This is a genomic window from Georgenia sp. SUBG003 (assembly GCF_000715355.2).
Classification (GTDB): domain Bacteria; phylum Actinomycetota; class Actinomycetes; order Actinomycetales; family Actinomycetaceae; genus Georgenia.
Genome location: NZ_CP180204.1, coordinates 1,549,092 through 1,563,323 on the forward strand (window position 1 = coordinate 1,549,092; position 14,232 = coordinate 1,563,323).

At 73.8% G+C, this 14,232-nt stretch carries 16 protein-coding genes and 2 pseudogenes; 7 read left to right on the forward strand and 11 right to left on the reverse strand.

Annotated elements, in window-relative coordinates:
* Window positions 1–46: 46 nt before the first annotated feature.
* The 3 genes from DA06_RS07615 to DA06_RS07625 all read right to left on the reverse strand — a co-directional run bounded on the left by DA06_RS07615 (window position 47) and on the right by DA06_RS07625 (window position 2,946).
* Window positions 47–754, reverse strand: coding sequence for a hypothetical protein (locus DA06_RS07615; protein ID WP_052436491.1), 708 nt, complete (start codon window positions 752–754; stop codon window positions 47–49).
* 300 nt (window positions 755–1,054) lie between these two features.
* The gene (gene metK, locus DA06_RS07620) at window positions 1,055–2,257 is read right to left on the reverse strand and encodes a methionine adenosyltransferase (RefSeq protein ID WP_043498803.1); all 1,203 of its coding nucleotides are present in this window, start codon (window positions 2,255–2,257) and stop codon (window positions 1,055–1,057) included.
* Entirely contained in the window at window positions 2,254–2,946 is a 693-nt protein-coding gene (locus DA06_RS07625) for a phosphopantothenoylcysteine decarboxylase (protein WP_418607910.1), read from the reverse strand. The genes metK and DA06_RS07625 overlap by 4 nt, the downstream gene beginning before the upstream one ends.
* A gap of 315 nt (window positions 2,947–3,261) precedes the next feature.
* Here DA06_RS07625 and DA06_RS07630 point away from each other — a divergent pair, with 315 nt between their 5' ends.
* From DA06_RS07630 to DA06_RS07645, 4 genes are all read left to right on the forward strand, one after another.
* Window positions 3,262–3,393 (forward strand): hypothetical protein, encoded by a 132-nt coding sequence (locus DA06_RS07630; protein WP_418607298.1) that lies wholly within the window; start codon window positions 3,262–3,264, stop codon window positions 3,391–3,393.
* A 192-nt stretch (window positions 3,394–3,585) separates the two neighbouring features.
* Window positions 3,586–3,876 (forward strand): WXG100 family type VII secretion target, encoded by a 291-nt coding sequence (locus DA06_RS07635; RefSeq protein ID WP_043498811.1) that lies wholly within the window; start codon window positions 3,586–3,588, stop codon window positions 3,874–3,876.
* A 72-nt stretch (window positions 3,877–3,948) separates the two neighbouring features.
* Window positions 3,949–4,917 carry a DUF4031 domain-containing protein gene (locus DA06_RS07640; protein ID WP_043498813.1) on the forward strand — a complete coding sequence of 323 codons (969 nt, stop codon included), beginning with the start codon at window positions 3,949–3,951 and terminating at the stop codon, window positions 4,915–4,917.
* A gap of 140 nt (window positions 4,918–5,057) precedes the next feature.
* Window positions 5,058–5,339, forward strand: coding sequence for a DUF1876 domain-containing protein (locus DA06_RS07645; RefSeq protein WP_043498815.1), 282 nt, complete (start codon window positions 5,058–5,060; stop codon window positions 5,337–5,339).
* 177 nt (window positions 5,340–5,516) lie between these two features.
* On the opposite strand, the pseudogene DA06_RS07650 reads toward DA06_RS07645, so the two are convergent.
* From DA06_RS07650 to DA06_RS07660, 3 genes and pseudogenes are all read right to left on the reverse strand, one after another.
* Window positions 5,517–6,131, reverse strand: a pseudogene (locus DA06_RS07650) (response regulator transcription factor); the annotation flags it as partial.
* The gene (locus DA06_RS07655; protein WP_418607300.1) at window positions 6,128–6,406 is read right to left on the reverse strand and encodes an ATP-binding protein; all 279 of its coding nucleotides are present in this window, start codon (window positions 6,404–6,406) and stop codon (window positions 6,128–6,130) included. The gene DA06_RS07655 and the pseudogene DA06_RS07650, both read right to left, overlap by 4 nt.
* Entirely contained in the window at window positions 6,331–7,335 is a 1,005-nt protein-coding gene (locus DA06_RS07660) for a sensor histidine kinase (protein WP_418607301.1), read from the reverse strand. The genes DA06_RS07655 and DA06_RS07660 overlap by 76 nt, the downstream gene beginning before the upstream one ends.
* Before the next feature lie 54 nt (window positions 7,336–7,389).
* On the opposite strand from DA06_RS07660, the gene DA06_RS07665 reads away from it, so the two are divergent.
* Entirely contained in the window at window positions 7,390–7,527 is a 138-nt protein-coding gene (locus DA06_RS07665) for a hypothetical protein (protein ID WP_418607302.1), read from the forward strand.
* 337 nt (window positions 7,528–7,864) lie between these two features.
* On the opposite strand, the gene groL is transcribed toward DA06_RS07665, so the two are convergent.
* Window positions 7,865–9,490 carry a chaperonin GroEL gene (gene groL / locus DA06_RS07670; protein ID WP_043498818.1) on the reverse strand — a complete coding sequence of 542 codons (1,626 nt, stop codon included), beginning with the start codon at window positions 9,488–9,490 and terminating at the stop codon, window positions 7,865–7,867.
* Between the two features lie 317 nt (window positions 9,491–9,807).
* Between groL and DA06_RS07675 the strand changes: the two genes are divergently transcribed.
* Complete coding sequence (locus DA06_RS07675; protein ID WP_418607304.1) at window positions 9,808–10,749, forward strand: HAD family hydrolase; 942 nt, start codon at window positions 9,808–9,810, stop codon at window positions 10,747–10,749.
* A 154-nt stretch (window positions 10,750–10,903) separates the two neighbouring features.
* Here DA06_RS07675 and DA06_RS07680 read toward each other — a convergent pair whose 3' ends face one another.
* The 4 genes from DA06_RS07680 to DA06_RS07695 form a co-directional block, all read right to left on the reverse strand.
* The gene (locus DA06_RS07680; RefSeq protein WP_005504750.1) at window positions 10,904–11,002 is read right to left on the reverse strand and encodes a 30S ribosomal protein bS22; all 99 of its coding nucleotides are present in this window, start codon (window positions 11,000–11,002) and stop codon (window positions 10,904–10,906) included.
* Between the two features lie 139 nt (window positions 11,003–11,141).
* Entirely contained in the window at window positions 11,142–11,357 is a 216-nt protein-coding gene (locus DA06_RS07685) for a helix-turn-helix domain-containing protein (RefSeq protein ID WP_043498826.1), read from the reverse strand.
* A 159-nt stretch (window positions 11,358–11,516) separates the two neighbouring features.
* Window positions 11,517–12,407, reverse strand: coding sequence for an acetoin utilization protein AcuC (locus tag DA06_RS07690; protein WP_418607311.1), 891 nt, complete (start codon window positions 12,405–12,407; stop codon window positions 11,517–11,519).
* Window positions 12,323–12,685 (reverse strand): hypothetical protein, encoded by a 363-nt coding sequence (locus DA06_RS07695; protein WP_418607313.1) that lies wholly within the window; start codon window positions 12,683–12,685, stop codon window positions 12,323–12,325. Before DA06_RS07695 ends, DA06_RS07690 begins: the two co-directional genes overlap by 85 nt.
* 157 nt (window positions 12,686–12,842) lie before the next feature.
* Here DA06_RS07695 and DA06_RS07700 point away from each other — a divergent pair.
* Window positions 12,843–14,226, forward strand: a pseudogene (locus DA06_RS07700) (TrkH family potassium uptake protein).
* The last annotated feature ends 6 nt before the right edge of the window (window positions 14,227–14,232 follow it).

Consider the following 14,232-nt stretch of genomic DNA (forward strand, 5'->3'; position numbering starts at 1 on the left):
TGCGACCTGAGGCGAGAATTCCGGGTCGCCGGCTGGAGGCGACGTTTCAGGGCCCCCGGCTGGGGGCGAGGCACCGGGGGAACCGGCGGCCGAAGGTGAGGCGCCGGGACCGTCGGCGGCAGACGGCGGGCCGCCGGGGCCGGAGGGACCCGAAGACCGGGAGCTGTGAGCGGGCAGCGCCGTCCATACGGCCCGGGGGACTCTCCCCCGCGGCCAGGTGACGCAGGAACGCCGGCCCGCCCGTGTAGCACGCCCAGGCGTCACCGGACGGGACCGGCACCGGGTGAGGCGCCGCAGGCCGCGCGGCGCGCTTCTCGAGCACCGACCTCTCGGTCGCGGCATGCCGCGGCGGCACGGCGAGCCGCACGACGTCCATGAGAGTCCCCGCATACCGGTCCGCCACCGCACGGCAGAGCCGCAGCACGGCCGGTGACAGCACCGGCACCGGGGAGGCGGCACGGCGCAACGGAGCGAGAGTGCCGCGGTGGTCGGTGTCGGCACGGCGCTCGACGACGAACGCCGGCCGGTCCTGGCCGGCGAACCGGACCTGTACGCGCGAACCCGGGACGGCGTTGCCGTCCATCTCCGGCGGAACGAGGTAGTCGAAGGGATGGTCGAGGTGCGGCAGCGGCACGTCGACCACCACCCGGGCGACCGGGTTGACGACACCGTCGCCGTCGACAGGCGTCGCCGGACGTGCCGGGAGGTCCAGGAGCGAACCCTGCTCGTGGCGGGCGCCGCTCGAGGTGATCATGAGCCGATTCCATCACGGACGGCAGACACGTCGCCCCCGCGTGCCCCGTCGTGCCGCTAAACCCGTGACGAGGTTCCGACGGGGTCCGCCGAGGTCGGTGACGCAGACCTCGTGCACGACCCGTCGAGGCCAGGGGCCCGATGACGCGCCGCAGGGGCGCTGCGACGTCCCGAACCGGTGGTCGCCGACGACATGTCGTCACGCGCGACGCCGCCGAGGGCCAGGCGTCCGACGACGCGCCGCAGGGGCCCTGCGACGACGACACGCAGGACGGTCCGCCCGGCGTCGTCCCTCCGGCCGTCAGGCGACCGCGCTGCGCAGGTCCTCGACGCGGTCGGTGCGCTCCCAGGTGAACTCGGGCAGCTCGCGACCGAAGTGGCCGTACGCCGAGGTGTGCCGGTAGATCGGGCGGAGGAGGTCGAGGTCCCGCACGATCGCCGCCGGCCGCAGGTCGAAGACCTCCCGCACCGCCGCCACGATCTTCTCCACCGGCACCGTCTCGGTGCCGAAGGTCTCCACGAAGAGCCCCACCGGGTGCGCGCGCCCGATCGCGTAGGCCACCTGCACCTCACAGCGGCGCGCGAGCCCCGCGGCGACGACGTTCTTGGCGACCCACCGCATCGCGTACGACGCCGACCGGTCCACCTTCGACGGGTCCTTGCCCGAGAATGCGCCGCCCCCGTGGCGCGACATCCCCCCGTAGGTGTCCACGATGATCTTCCGGCCCGTCAGGCCGGCGTCGCCCATCGGGCCGCCGATGACGAACTGGCCCGTGGGGTTGACCAGCAGGTCGTAGCCGGAGGTGGCGAGGTCCAGCCCGGCCGCCTCGAGGACGGGTTCGACGACGTGCCGGTCCACGGCGACCGCCAGCAGGTCCTGCCGGACCCACTCGTCGTGCTGGGAGGAGACCACCACGGTGTCGAGCGAGACCGCCCGGTCCCCCTCGTACCCGATCGTCACCTGCGTCTTGCCGTCCGGGCGCAGGCCCGCGACGAGCCCCTCCTTGCGGACGAGCGCAAGACGCTCCGCGAGCCGGTGCGCGAGGAAGATCGGCAGCGGCATGAGCTGGGGGGTGTCGTCGCACGCGTAGCCGAACATCAGCCCCTGGTCCCCCGCGCCCTGGATGTCGAGCTCGTCGAACACCCCGGCGCCCGTGCGGCCCTCGAGCGACTTGGAGACCCCGGCCGAGATGTCGGCCGACTGCTGCCCGATCGAGACCGACACCCCGCACGAGGACCCGTCGAACCCGATGGCGGACGAGGTGTACCCGATTCGGCGCACTTCGTCCCGCACGATCTGCGGGATCTCCACGTAGGCGTCGGTCGTCACCTCGCCGACCACGTGGACCAGACCGGTGGTCACCACCGTCTCCACCGCGACCCGCGCCAACGGATCCTGCTCGAGGATCGCGTCGAGGATCGTGTCCGAGATCCGGTCGCAGACCTTGTCCGGATGTCCCTCGGTCACCGACTCGGACGTGAACTGACGCAGGGAAGAAGTCACCGCTCGATCGTAGTGGCAGCGCGCAGCCGGGCCGCGACGGCGTCCCACACCGCGTCCGCGACCTCGTCCTTGCTCCCGCTCCCCCGCCCGACGACGGAGCCCTCCGCGTCGAGGATGGTGACCTCGTTCGGGACGTCACCGAAGCCGCGGCCGACGCCGACCTCGTTGACGGCGAGCAGGTCGGCGCCCTTGCGGCGCGCCTTCTGACGCCCGTGGGCGAGCACGTCCCCGGCCTCGTCGCCGGTCTCGGCGGCGAAGCCGACGACCACTTGCCCGTCACGGAGCCGATCGGCGGCGAGCTCGGCCAGGATGTCGGGGTTCGTCTCGAGCTCGATCGGAGCGGGCCCGGACGTGGTCTTCTTGATCTTGTGCGCCGTCGTCGTGGCCGGGCGGAAGTCGGCCACGGCGGCCGCCATGACGACGACGTCGGCCCGGGTTCCCGCGTCACGGACGGCGTCGCGCAGCTCCAGCGTCGTCTCGACGCGCCGGACCGCGATCGCGGGGTGGTCCGGGACGAGTCCGTCGTCGATGTTGGCGGCGACGAGCGTCACCGTGGCGCCGCGCCGCGCCGCGGCACGGGCGAGGGCGACACCCTGGCGGCCGGAGGACCGGTTGCCCAGGAAGCGCACCGGGTCGAGCGGCTCGCGCGTACCGCCGGCGGAGACGACGACGGAGCGGCCGCTTGAGATTGACGATCAGCTCCGCGATCCGCTCCAGGGCGGGGCCCGGCACGGCGGTCGCCCGCTCCTCGCGCGAGCTCATCGAGCAGGCGGCCCGTGAGCGCCGCGAGCAGGCGGAACGCGACCGGCTGCAGCGTGAGCGACGACTGGCGGCCCGGGCGGAGCGGGAGCACCTGCTCTCACCGCTGCGCGAGCGCCGGGCGAGTGCCGCGTCCACGCTCACGCCGCCGACGCCGCCCAGCTCGTCGACTGCGTCGAGCCCGGGGACTCCGGACTCGGCGGCCCGCCCCGCCGCGGTCGAGCCCCCGGCACGCCGCCGAGGAGGTGCCGCCGCTCGTCGACGCGCAGCCCGCGGCCGGAAGGACGCGCAGGGACGGCGGTGCCCCGCAGCACGGCATGGAGCGCGAGCCCGACTTCTTCCACCGGCCGCGCCGGAAGAAGGACAGGAAGAAGTAGCCGCCGCCGCAGTGTGCACAGGGGGTGCCCAGCCGCCGCGTCCACGGCGGTGCCCAGCCGCCGCGTCCACAGCGGCGCCCAGCCGCCACCGCGTCCACAGCACCGCGTCGCGCGCCGCCGGCGCCCCGGCACCTGCTCGTAGCGTCCTCGTCGTACCCGCGCCACGGTGGCGCGGAGGGGAGGAGCAGACCCATGGCCCGGTTCCAGGTCGACAGCGCCGAGGTGGCGCTCGCCGCCGCGCAGACCCGCACGACGACCTCGACCATCCGGGCGGAGGTGACCGCCATGATGAACCATCTGGTCCAGCTCCAGGGTTCCTGGACGGGCGCGGCCTCGGCGGCGTTCGGCTCGTGCGCGGACCAGTGGCGCGCCACCCAGGCGCAGGTGGAGGCGTCGCTGGAGCAGATCACGATCGCCCTCGACACCGCGTCGCGCACCTACGCCGACGCGGAGACCTCGGCCCAGGGCCTGTTCGCCCGCTGAGCGCCTCCCGGGCGCACCTGCCTACCGACGGCGCTCCCCTCGACGCGGGCCTCCCGCCGTAGCATCGGCCGGGTGGCCATCCTCGTCGACCAGCCCCGCTGGCCCGCCCACGGGACGGTCTGGGCCCACCTCGTCTCCGACCGGTCGCTGGACGAGCTGCACAGCTTCGCCCGCGCCAACGGGCTGCCGTCCCGCTCGTTCGACCTGGACCACTACGACGTCCCGGCCGAACGCCTCGAGTCCCTCGTGGCGGCGGGCGCCCAGCTCGTCCCCGGGCGGGAGCTGGTGGCCCGGCTGCGGGCGTCCGGCCTGCGGGTCCGCGGAGCCGACCGGCGCGAGGAGAAGCACCGCCGGCGCGCCGCGGACCTCACCCGACGCTGGGCGGCGCTCGCCGCGCGGACCGTGGCAGCGGGCGGAGGACGTGACCGGGGCGCCCCCGAGCGCACCCCCGTCTCTGCCGGGTGGACCGAGGTGGGCGTCGAGCTGCTCCGCCGGTGGGACGAGCCGCCCCGCCGGTACCACGACCTCACGCACCTGGAGGACGTCCTGCACCACCTCGATCTCCTTCGCGAGGACGGCGAGGCGGTGCCGGTCACGGTGGAGCTCGCCGCCTGGTTCCACGACGCCGTCTACGACCTCGCACCCGGCACAGACGAGCGGCGGTCCGCCGAGCTGGCGCGAGAACACCTGACCCGTCTGGGCGCCGACCCCTCGACGGTCGCCGAGGTGCAGCGGCTCGTGCTGGTGACCGCGGGCCACGCGCCCGCTGCGGGCGATGCCGCCGGCGCCGTCCTGTGCGACGCCGACCTCGCTATCCTGGGCTCCTCGCCGGGCCGCTACGGGCGGTACGCGGCTGCGGTCCGCGCCGAGTACCAGCGGGTGCCCGAACACGACTTCCGGCGCGGGCGTGCCGCCGTGCTGAGCGGCCTCCTCGCGCACGAGCACCTCTTCGCCACCGCGTCCGGCCGTGCCCGGTGGGAGGCGCCGGCCCGGCAGAATCTCCGCGGCGAGCTCGCGCGGCTCGGCGGACCGGCGGGCTGAGCGGAGGTCGGGTGACGGCCACGGCAGGCCGTCCGTCCACCGGGCGTCCCCCTGGACGCCCCCACCCCGAGCGGCGGACCATGGAGGCACGATCCCGGCGCTGCACCGTCGCGCGCCAGGGTGCCTCCCGAGGAGCCGTCATGACGAAGACGTGGAACGTGCGGATCGAGATCTTCGACGCCGAGGAGGTGCGCTCCGACGAGGCCGTCACCACCGCGCACGCGGTCCTGACCACGTCGGCACCGACACCGATGCACGGCTACGGCCGCGCCCGCCGCAACCCCGAGGACCAGGACGTGCCCGAGATCGGCGAGGAGCTCGCCACCGCTCGTGCGCTGCGGGACCTCGCGGACCGGCTGCTGAGGGCGACGTCCGACGACCTCGCCGCCATCGAGCACCACAAGATCCATCTCCGGCGCTGACCTCACCGGCCCCGTCCGCCCCGGCGGGCGTCGCTCGCTCTGCCGGTCCACCATCCGGTCCGGCGCGCCTCCCGGCTGCTGCCGGCCCGACGCGCCTCCCGGCTGCTGCCCGCCCGGTGCGCCGCCGGTCCGCTGCCGGCCGGGTCCGACGAGCCCCGTCTCGTAGGCGAGGACGACCAGCTGGGCGCGGTCGCGGGCGTCCAGCTTGCCCAGGATCCTGCTGACGTAGGTGCGGGCCGTCGCAGGGCTGAGGTACAGCGCCGCCGCGATCTCGTCGTTCGTCAGCCCGCGTCCGACCTGCTCGAGCACCTCCCGCTCGCGCGCCGTCAGGGCGGCGAGCCTCCCCTCGTCGACCCGGGCCACGCGGGCGGTGGCGAGGGACCGCATGACCGTCGACGTCACCGAGGGCGAGAGCAGCGACTCCCCCGCCGCCACCACGCGCACGGCGTGACGCAGCTCTGCCGGCGAGACATCCTTGAGCAGGTACCCCGCCGCGCCCGACCGGACGGCCTCGAGGACGTGCTCGTCCTCGTCGAACGTCGTCAGCACCAGGACGCGCACCTCGCGCAGGTGCGGGTCGGCGACGATCGCGCGGGTCGCCTCGAGCCCGTCCATGTCGGGCATGCGGATGTCCATCAGCACCACGTCCGGCCGGTGCTCTCGCACGCGGGCCAGGCCCGAACGTCCGGTGGAGGCCTCCGCCACCACGGCGATGTCGCCGTCGTGCTCGGCGAGCGCGCGCAGCCCGGTCCTGACCAGCTCCTGGTCGTCGACGAGCACGATCTCGATCATGGGTCCAGTCTGACCGGTAGGTCGGCGACGACGGCGAAACCGCCGTCGGGTCTGTCCCGTGCCTCGAGGGTGCCACCCACGGCGGCGGCGCGTTCCCGCATGCCGGGGATGCCCTGACCGCCGCCGGCCGGAGCACCGTCCCGGGCAGGCACGACGGTGGTCGGGCGTCCGTGCCGGCCGGTGCCGACGCCGTCGTCCGTCACCCGCAGGCGGAGCCGCCCGTCCGCCACGCTCGCCACGATCTCGGCGCGGCGGGCGGAGGCGTGGCGGAGCACGTTGGTGAGCGACTCCTGGACGATGCGGTAGGCCGCGGCGTCGACGGCGCCGTCGAGGACACCCGGCGGGACCCGGACGCCACGTCGACCTCGAGCCCGGCCTGCCCGGCCGCCCGGGCGAGGTCCCCCACGCCGGCCAGCCCGGTGGTGCCGCGCCCCGGCTCCGCGGCCGCAGGGCCGCGCAGCACCTTCACCGTCGCGCGCAGCTCGCGCATGGTGGAGGACGCGGCCTCGCGCACTCGTTCGAGCGCCTCGCGGGCTGCGCCGTCGTCCCTCCCGACCGCCTCGGCCGCGACAGCGGAGTGCACGGAGATGACCGACATCGTGTGGCCGACGACGTCGTGCAGGTCCCGGGCGATACGCATCCGCTCCGCCTGGAGCTGTGACTCGACGACGCGCGCCTGCTCCGCGGCCGTGAGGACCCGGACCTGCTCCGCCCGCTGGCGCGACTCGCGCCCCACCCGCACCGCCACGCCGAGCGCCACGGCGGCCGCCACGAGCGCGACGTTCGTCAGCAGCTCGTACCCGTAGAGGTACTCGGCGGGCTGGCCCTCCTCGATCCGGTAGTACGCCGCCACCACCACCAGCACCGCGCCGGCCCCCACGGCCCACCGCGTGCGGTCCTGCTCGGCGGCCGAGTAGAGCGCCGCCACCGCGGGCAGGGCGATGCCGATCGGCGGGAAGCCGAGGATGTAGTAGACGAAGACGCCCGGCACGGTCACGGCGAGCACCCCCACCGGGAAGCGCCGGCGCAGGAGCATCAGCCCGCCGAACCCGGCGGCGAAGAGGTACGCGCCGGGTCCGGTGCGCTCGGTGCCCTCCAGCTCGGCGGCGACGAGGACGGCCACCGCGAGCGCCATGCCGACGGCGAGGACGCCGTCGACCAGCCGCGGGTCCACCTCGGGGAGCGCGCCACCGGACCGCTGCATCCTCCCAGGCTAGGGACCCGGGGTTCCTCGTGGAGTCCGTCTGTGGTCGGCAGGGTGGGTCGCCCCGGAGCGATCGTGCCGTTCGCCGTCGTGCCCGTCCTGGCGACCAACGCTCTCTGGGGCGCCGTCGCGGGCCTGCTCGCCATGGCGGTTCGGAGCCTGCGAGACGGTCGAGGGCGCGGCGATCACTGATGTGCGCCGAGTGCACCCCTTCCCGCCGAGCGCGGCCTTCTGCGCCGAGTGCACCCCTTCCCGCCGAGCGCGGCCTTCTCCGCCGAGTGCGGGCGTACTCACGGGGGCACTCGGCGGAAACGCCCGCACGCAGCGCGAAACACCGCACTAGACCACACCGGCCGCCCGCACGCAGCACAAAACACCGCACTCGGCGAACCGGCCCCCCGCGCCAGACGGGAACGCCCGCACCGGAGCGACGGACCGGCCCCGGACACGACGAAGGGCGGCACCCCTTGCGGGATGCCGCCCTTCGGTGGTCGCTCTCCGGCGTCGTCCGCCGGTCAGCGGGGCGGGATCAGAAGCCCATGCCGCCCATGTCGGGCTCACCGCCGGCGGCCGCAGGGGCCTTCTCCGGCTTGTCGGCCACGACGGCCTCGGTGGTGAGGAACAGGCCCGCGATGGAGGCCGCGTTCTGCAGGGCAGAGCGGGTCACCTTCACCGGGTCGTTGACGCCCGCGGCGAGGAGGTCCTCGTACACGCCGGTCGCGGCGTTGAGGCCCTGGCCGGCGGGGAGGGAGCGGACCTTCTCCGCCACGACGCCGCCCTCGAGGCCGGCGTTGACGGCGATCTGCTTGAGCGGGGCGTCCACCGCGACCTTCACGATGGCCGCACCGGTCGCCTCGTCGCCCTGGAGCTCGAGGCCCTCGAACGCGTCCTTGGCGGCCTGGATGAGGGCGACGCCACCACCGGCGACGATGCCCTCCTCGACGGCAGCCTTCGCGTTGCGGACGGCGTCCTCGATGCGGTGCTTGCGCTCCTTGAGCTCCACCTCGGTGGCGGCACCGGCCTTGATGACGGCGACGCCGCCGGCCAGCTTGGCCAGACGCTCCTGCAGCTTCTCGCGGTCGTAGTCGCTGTCGGAGTTCTCGATCTCGGCGCGGATCTGCGCGACGCGGCCCTCGATCTGGTCCGCGGCGCCGGCGCCCTCGACGATGGTGGTCTCGTCCTTGGTCATGACGACCTTGCGGGCGCGGCCGAGCAGGTCGAGGTCGGCGTTCTCGAGCTTGAGGCCGACGGTCTCGGAGATGACCTGGCCACCGGTGAGGATCGCCATGTCCTGCAGCATCGCCTTGCGGCGGTCGCCGAAGCCGGGGGCCTTGACGGCGGCCGACTTGAAGGTGCCGCGGATCTTGTTGACGACGAGGGTGGCCAGGGCCTCGCCCTCGACGTCCTCGGCGATGATCGCCAGCGGCTTGCCGGACTGGATGACCTTCTCCAGCAGCGGCAGCAGGTCCTTGACGTTGGAGATCTTCGACTCGACGAGCAGCACGTAGGCGTCCTCGAGGACGACCTCCTGGCGCTCGGCGTCGGTGACGAAGTACGGCGAGAGGTAGCCCTTGTCGAAGCGCATGCCCTCGGTGAGCTCGAGCTCGAGGCCGAAGGTGTTGGACTCCTCGACGGTGACCACGCCCTCCTTGCCGACCTTGTCGAGGGCCTCGGCGATGAGCTCGCCGATGGCCTGGTCGCCGGCGGAGATCGCGGCGGTCGCGGCGATCTGCTCCTTGGTCTCGATCTCGCGAGCCTGCTCGAAGAGCTTCTCGATGACGACCTCGACGGCCTTGTCGATGCCCTTCTTCAGGGCGATCGGGTTGGCGCCGGCGGCGACGTTGCGCAGGCCCTCGCGGACGAGAGCCTGGGCGAGCACGGTGGCGGTGGTGGTGCCGTCACCCGCGACGTCGTCCGTCTTCTTGGCGACCTCCTTGACGAGCTCGGCGCCGATCTTCTCGTACGGCTCCTCGAGCTCGATCTCCTTGGCGATGGACACGCCGTCGTTGGTGATCGTGGGGGCGCCCCACTTCTTCTCCAGGACGACGTTGCGGCCCTTGGGGCCGAGGGTGACCTTGACGGTGTCGGCGAGGGTGTTGAGACCCCGCTCCATGCCGCGACGGGCCTCCTCGTCGAAGGCGATGGTCTTGGCCATGCTGGTTCCTCCACGGTGTGGTGGTGTGGCTGACGGGTGCCCGCGACGGACGACCCGGCCCGAGGACGGTCACGTCCCGCCTCGCACCGGGCCTCACCGGCCAGCCGGTCTGTCTTGTCACTCTCACGACGAGAGTGCTAACTCGATATTGGCACTCTCACCGCCCGAGTGCAAGACGCTGTCCACGGTCGGCGCGGGAGGCGACCGCGTCGGGACGACGGCGCGCGAGACCACGGCGTCGGGACGACGGCGCACCGGGGCCGCCCCGGGGAGGCCACGGTCACAGGGCCGCGTCGGCCCAGACCTTCCCCGCGTCCGTGACGAGTCGCACGGCGGTCGCACCGGGGTCGGGCACCACCCAGGTGGCCGCCCGCTCGGGGCCGACGGTCCACGCCCCGAGCGGGACCTCGGTGCCGTCCGCCGCGCCCGACGCCCCCCGGGACGCGCCCGACGGGCCTGCCGGGGCCTCGCGGCTCGCCGCGTTCTTCGACGTCGACAACACGATCGTGCGTGGGGCCAGCGCCTACCACCTGGCGCGCGAGCTGCGCCGGCGGAGGTTCTTCGGGCTGCGCGACATCCTCTTCGCCATGCGCCACGCGCTGGCGTACGCACTCTTCGGCGAGAACCTGCGGCGCATCGCGGCCATCAAGGAACGGGCGCTGCGGCTGATGGTCGGGCGCTCGGTGGCCGAGATCATCTCCGTCGGCGAGGAGGTCTACGACGAGATGCTCGGGCTGCGGATCTTCCCGGGCACCCGCGCGCTGCTGCAGTCCCACCTCGACGCGGGCCACGAGGTCTGGCTGGTGACCGCCACACCCACCGAGATCTCCGACCTCCTCGCCCGCAGGCTCGGTGCGACGGGTGCGCTCGGCACCCGTGTCGAGGCGGTCGACGGCTACTACACGGGCCGCCTCGAGGGCACGATGCTGCACGGCGCCGGCAAGGAGCTGGCGGTCCGGACCCTCGCCGCCGAACGTGGCATCGACCTCGCCGCGTCCTACGCCTACGGCGACTCCGTCAACGACGTGCCGATCCTCTCCGCCGTCGGTCACCCGTGCGCGATCAACCCCGAGCCTCGGCTGCGGGCGCACGCCGCCGAGGCGGGCTGGCCGGTCCGGGACTTCCGCCGTCGCCGGCGCTCGGTGCGGGACGACCTGCGCGCCGGCGCGCGGTCCGCCCGCTGGGCGGGCGCGGTGTGGGCCGGGACCGTCGTCGTCCGCGCCACGGTCCGGCAGATCAGAGCCCGCGCGCGGGTCTGACCCGCGCACGTCCCACCTGCGCACCGTCCCGCCCGTCCAGCCTCTCGGCGCCGCGGTCGCGCGGGTCGTCCGGACGGCTTTTCGACCAGGTACGACTCAGGCCCGGCACTCGGCCGGGCCTGGGGTCAGTGCGCCCTCTCGGCGGGCGCGGACGTCACTTCTTGTTGCGACGCTGGTGGCGGGTCTTGCGGAGCAGCTTGCGGTGCTTCTTCTTCGACATGCGCTTGCGGCGCTTCTTGATGACAGAGCCCATAGGGGACCTCACTGGTGATCGGCACGGACGTCGGACGCACGCGGCCCCGGCCGCGCGCAGAACAGGGGGAGTCTACCCGTTCGGCGGGCGTACGCCCTACCGAGCGGGAGGTGACCTGTCGGGTGGGAGGTCCGAGGCCCTACCGGGCCTCCCCGACGGCGCCCCAGTGGTCGCCGAGCCCGTCCGAGATCATCTTCTCGACGGCGGCCTCGGGCACACGGAACGAGCGGCCCATCCGCACCGCGGGGATCTCCCCGGAGTGCACCATGCGGTAGACCGTCATCTTGGACACCCGCATGAGCTCGGCGACCTCGGCGACGGTGAGGAACCGCGGCGCTCCCAGCTGCTCGGCCATGTCCACCCGTTCTTGTCGGTACCGCCCAGGCGGGCGGCCTCTCTTGGACGAAATATAGGGGTAAGTGCGCCCGGGCGGAAATGCTTCGCGCCGCAAGACATCCGCCGGTTCACGTCCACAGGTCCGCGGTCGCGGACACCGGCCGGCGGGGGTGGCTCCTCAGTCCAGGTACGGGTCCAGCCCGTACCAGGGGAAGACCGCCTGGCGGGTCGCCATGATGGCGCGGTCCGCGCCGTCGTCGGGGTTGTACCCCTCGGAGAAGCGCCGGACGACGGCGTCCCGGCCGTCCGACATCGTGTCCGGCGCGGTGACGTCCGCGAGGTCGCGGACCATCTGCCGCCACGACTCCGGCACCGGCGTGGCGGGGTCGACCGGATGCCCCGCCACCACGCCCACGAGGTGGGACCAGGCGCGCGGCACGACCCCCACGACCTCGTACCCACCACCGCCGGTCGCCAGCCACCGGCCACCCGCATGGGCGTCGGCGAGCTCCGCCATGAGCAGCGCGGAGCGGCGCTGGGCGTCGACGGAGACGTCGAGCTGGGCGAGCGGGTCGCTGCGGTGGCAGTCGCAGCCGTGCTGCGTCACCAGCACGTCGGGCGCATGCTCGCGGACGAGCGGGGCGGCGAGCGCCTCGACCGCACGCAGCCACCCGTCGTCGGAGGTGCCCGCCGGCAGCGCCACGTTCACGGCGGTGCCGCGGGCGGCGGCCGATCCCACGTCCTGCGGGTAGCCGGTGCCGGGGAAGAGCGTGCCGGGGTGCTGGTGCACGGAGATCGTGAGGACCCGGTCGTCGTCCCAGAAGGCGCGCTCGACGCCGTCGCCGTGATGGGCGTCGAGATCGACGTAGGCGACCCGGCGCGCACCCGCCTGCAGCAGCCACGCGATCGAGACGGCGACGTCGTTGTAGACGCAGAAACCCGAGGCACGCTGCGCCATCGCGTGGTGCATGCCGCCGGCCAGGCTCACCGCGCGCGGGGCGTCGCCGTTCCACACGGCGCGTGCGGCCGCCAGGGTGGAACCGACGATGCGCGCCGACGCGGTGTGCACACGACCGAAGACCGGGGGTGTCGCCGTCGCCCAGCCCCCCGCTCGGGCCTGGCGCGTCCGTCCTCCTCGGCCTCACGGACGGCGGCGACGTAGTCGGCGGTGTGGACGAGCCGGAGGTCGTCGTCCGAGGCGAGCGGCGCCGGGAGGATCTCGAGACCGGGCAGGTCCAGCAGGCCCAGGTCGGACAGCAGCTCGTGCGTGAGAACCAGCCGGATCGGCGCCATGGGGTGCCCGACACCGAAGTCGTAGCCGACGAGCTCGTCGGACCAGATCAACACCGTCCCAGCCATAGCGCCACCGTAGTGCCCGGGGGCACCCGGCTCCGCGCGCCGGCGCCGTGCCGCAGGGCCGACGGCCCCGCCCTGTGCCAGAGTGTTCCCGACCTGCGCGGACGCGCGGGGGCGACGATCGGGAGGGCGCGTGCAGGAGACACGGATCTCCGGTGTGCTCCGGACCGGCCGGGACTGGCTGGACCACGTGGCCCGCAGCTCTCCCGCCCGGCTCGCGCTCCTGGTCTTCGCCTCGATCGTCGCCGTCGTCACCGTCCTGCTCTCGCTCCCGGCGGCCACGGCCGACGGCGTCCGGGCGCCTTTCGCCGACGCCCTGTTCACCGCGACGTCGGCGGTGTGCGTCACCGGCCTCGTCACCGTGGACACGGCGACGTACTGGTCGCCGTTCGGTCAGGCCGTGATCCTCGTCGGGATCAAGATCGGCGGGCTGGGTGTGATGACGCTGGCGTCGATCCTCGGCCTCGCCGTCTCCCGCCGGATCGGACTGACCCAGCGGATGCTCGCCGCCTCCGAGACCAGGACAACCCGGCTCGGCGAGGTGGGTTCGCTGGTGCGGGCCGTCATCGTCGCCTCGCTCGTCATCGAGGCCGCCCTGACCGTGGTGCTCGTGCCGCGCTTCCTCGCGCTCGGGGAGTCGTTCGGCGCGGCGCTGTGGCACGGGCTGTTCATGGCGCTGAGCATCTTCAACAACGCCGGCTTCGTCATCATCGAGGGTGGTCTCCTCCCGTTCGTCGGCGACTGGTGGCTGGGGCTGCCGATCGTCGTCGGCACCGCGGTCGGGGCCATCGGGTTCCCCGTGATCCTCGACGTCGCCCGCAGCTTCCGGGAGCGGCGCCGCCGCCCCCCGTGGACCAGGTGGAACCTGCACACCAAGCTGACGCTGACCACGTACGGCCTGCTCATGGCCGGGTCCATCCTGGCGATCGGCGCGTTCGAGTGGACCAACCCGGCCACCTTCGGGCCGCTGCAGTTTGACGAGAAGGTCCTCGCCAGCCTCGTCCAGGGCACGAACGTGCGGTCGTCCGGGCTCGCGACCGTCGACATCGGGCAGGCGCGTGAGGCCACCTGGTTCCTCTCCGACGCGCTGATGTTCGTGGGCGGCGGCTCCGCCTCGACGGCGGGCGGCATCAAGGTCACGACGTTCGCGGTGCTCGTGCTCGCGATCGTCGCCGAGGCGCGCGGCGACCGTGACGTCGAGGCCTTCGGCCGGCGGATCGGCTCCACCACCGTCCGGCTCGCCGTGTCCGTGGCGTTCCTCGGCTCCACGCTCGTGGGCATCGCCACGCTGGCGCTGCTCACGCTCACCGACCTCCACCTCGACGTGATCCTGTACGAGGTGATCTCCGCCTTCGCCACGGTGGGGCTGAGCACCGGCATCACCCCCCGACCTGCCGGACGCGGGCAAGTACGTGCTCAGCGCGCTGATGTTCGCCGGCCGCACCGGCACCATGACGATGGCCGCCGCCCTGGCCCTGCGGGAGCGGCGCCGGGTCATCCGCATGCCCAACGAGCGCCCGGTCATCGGGTGAGGCTCG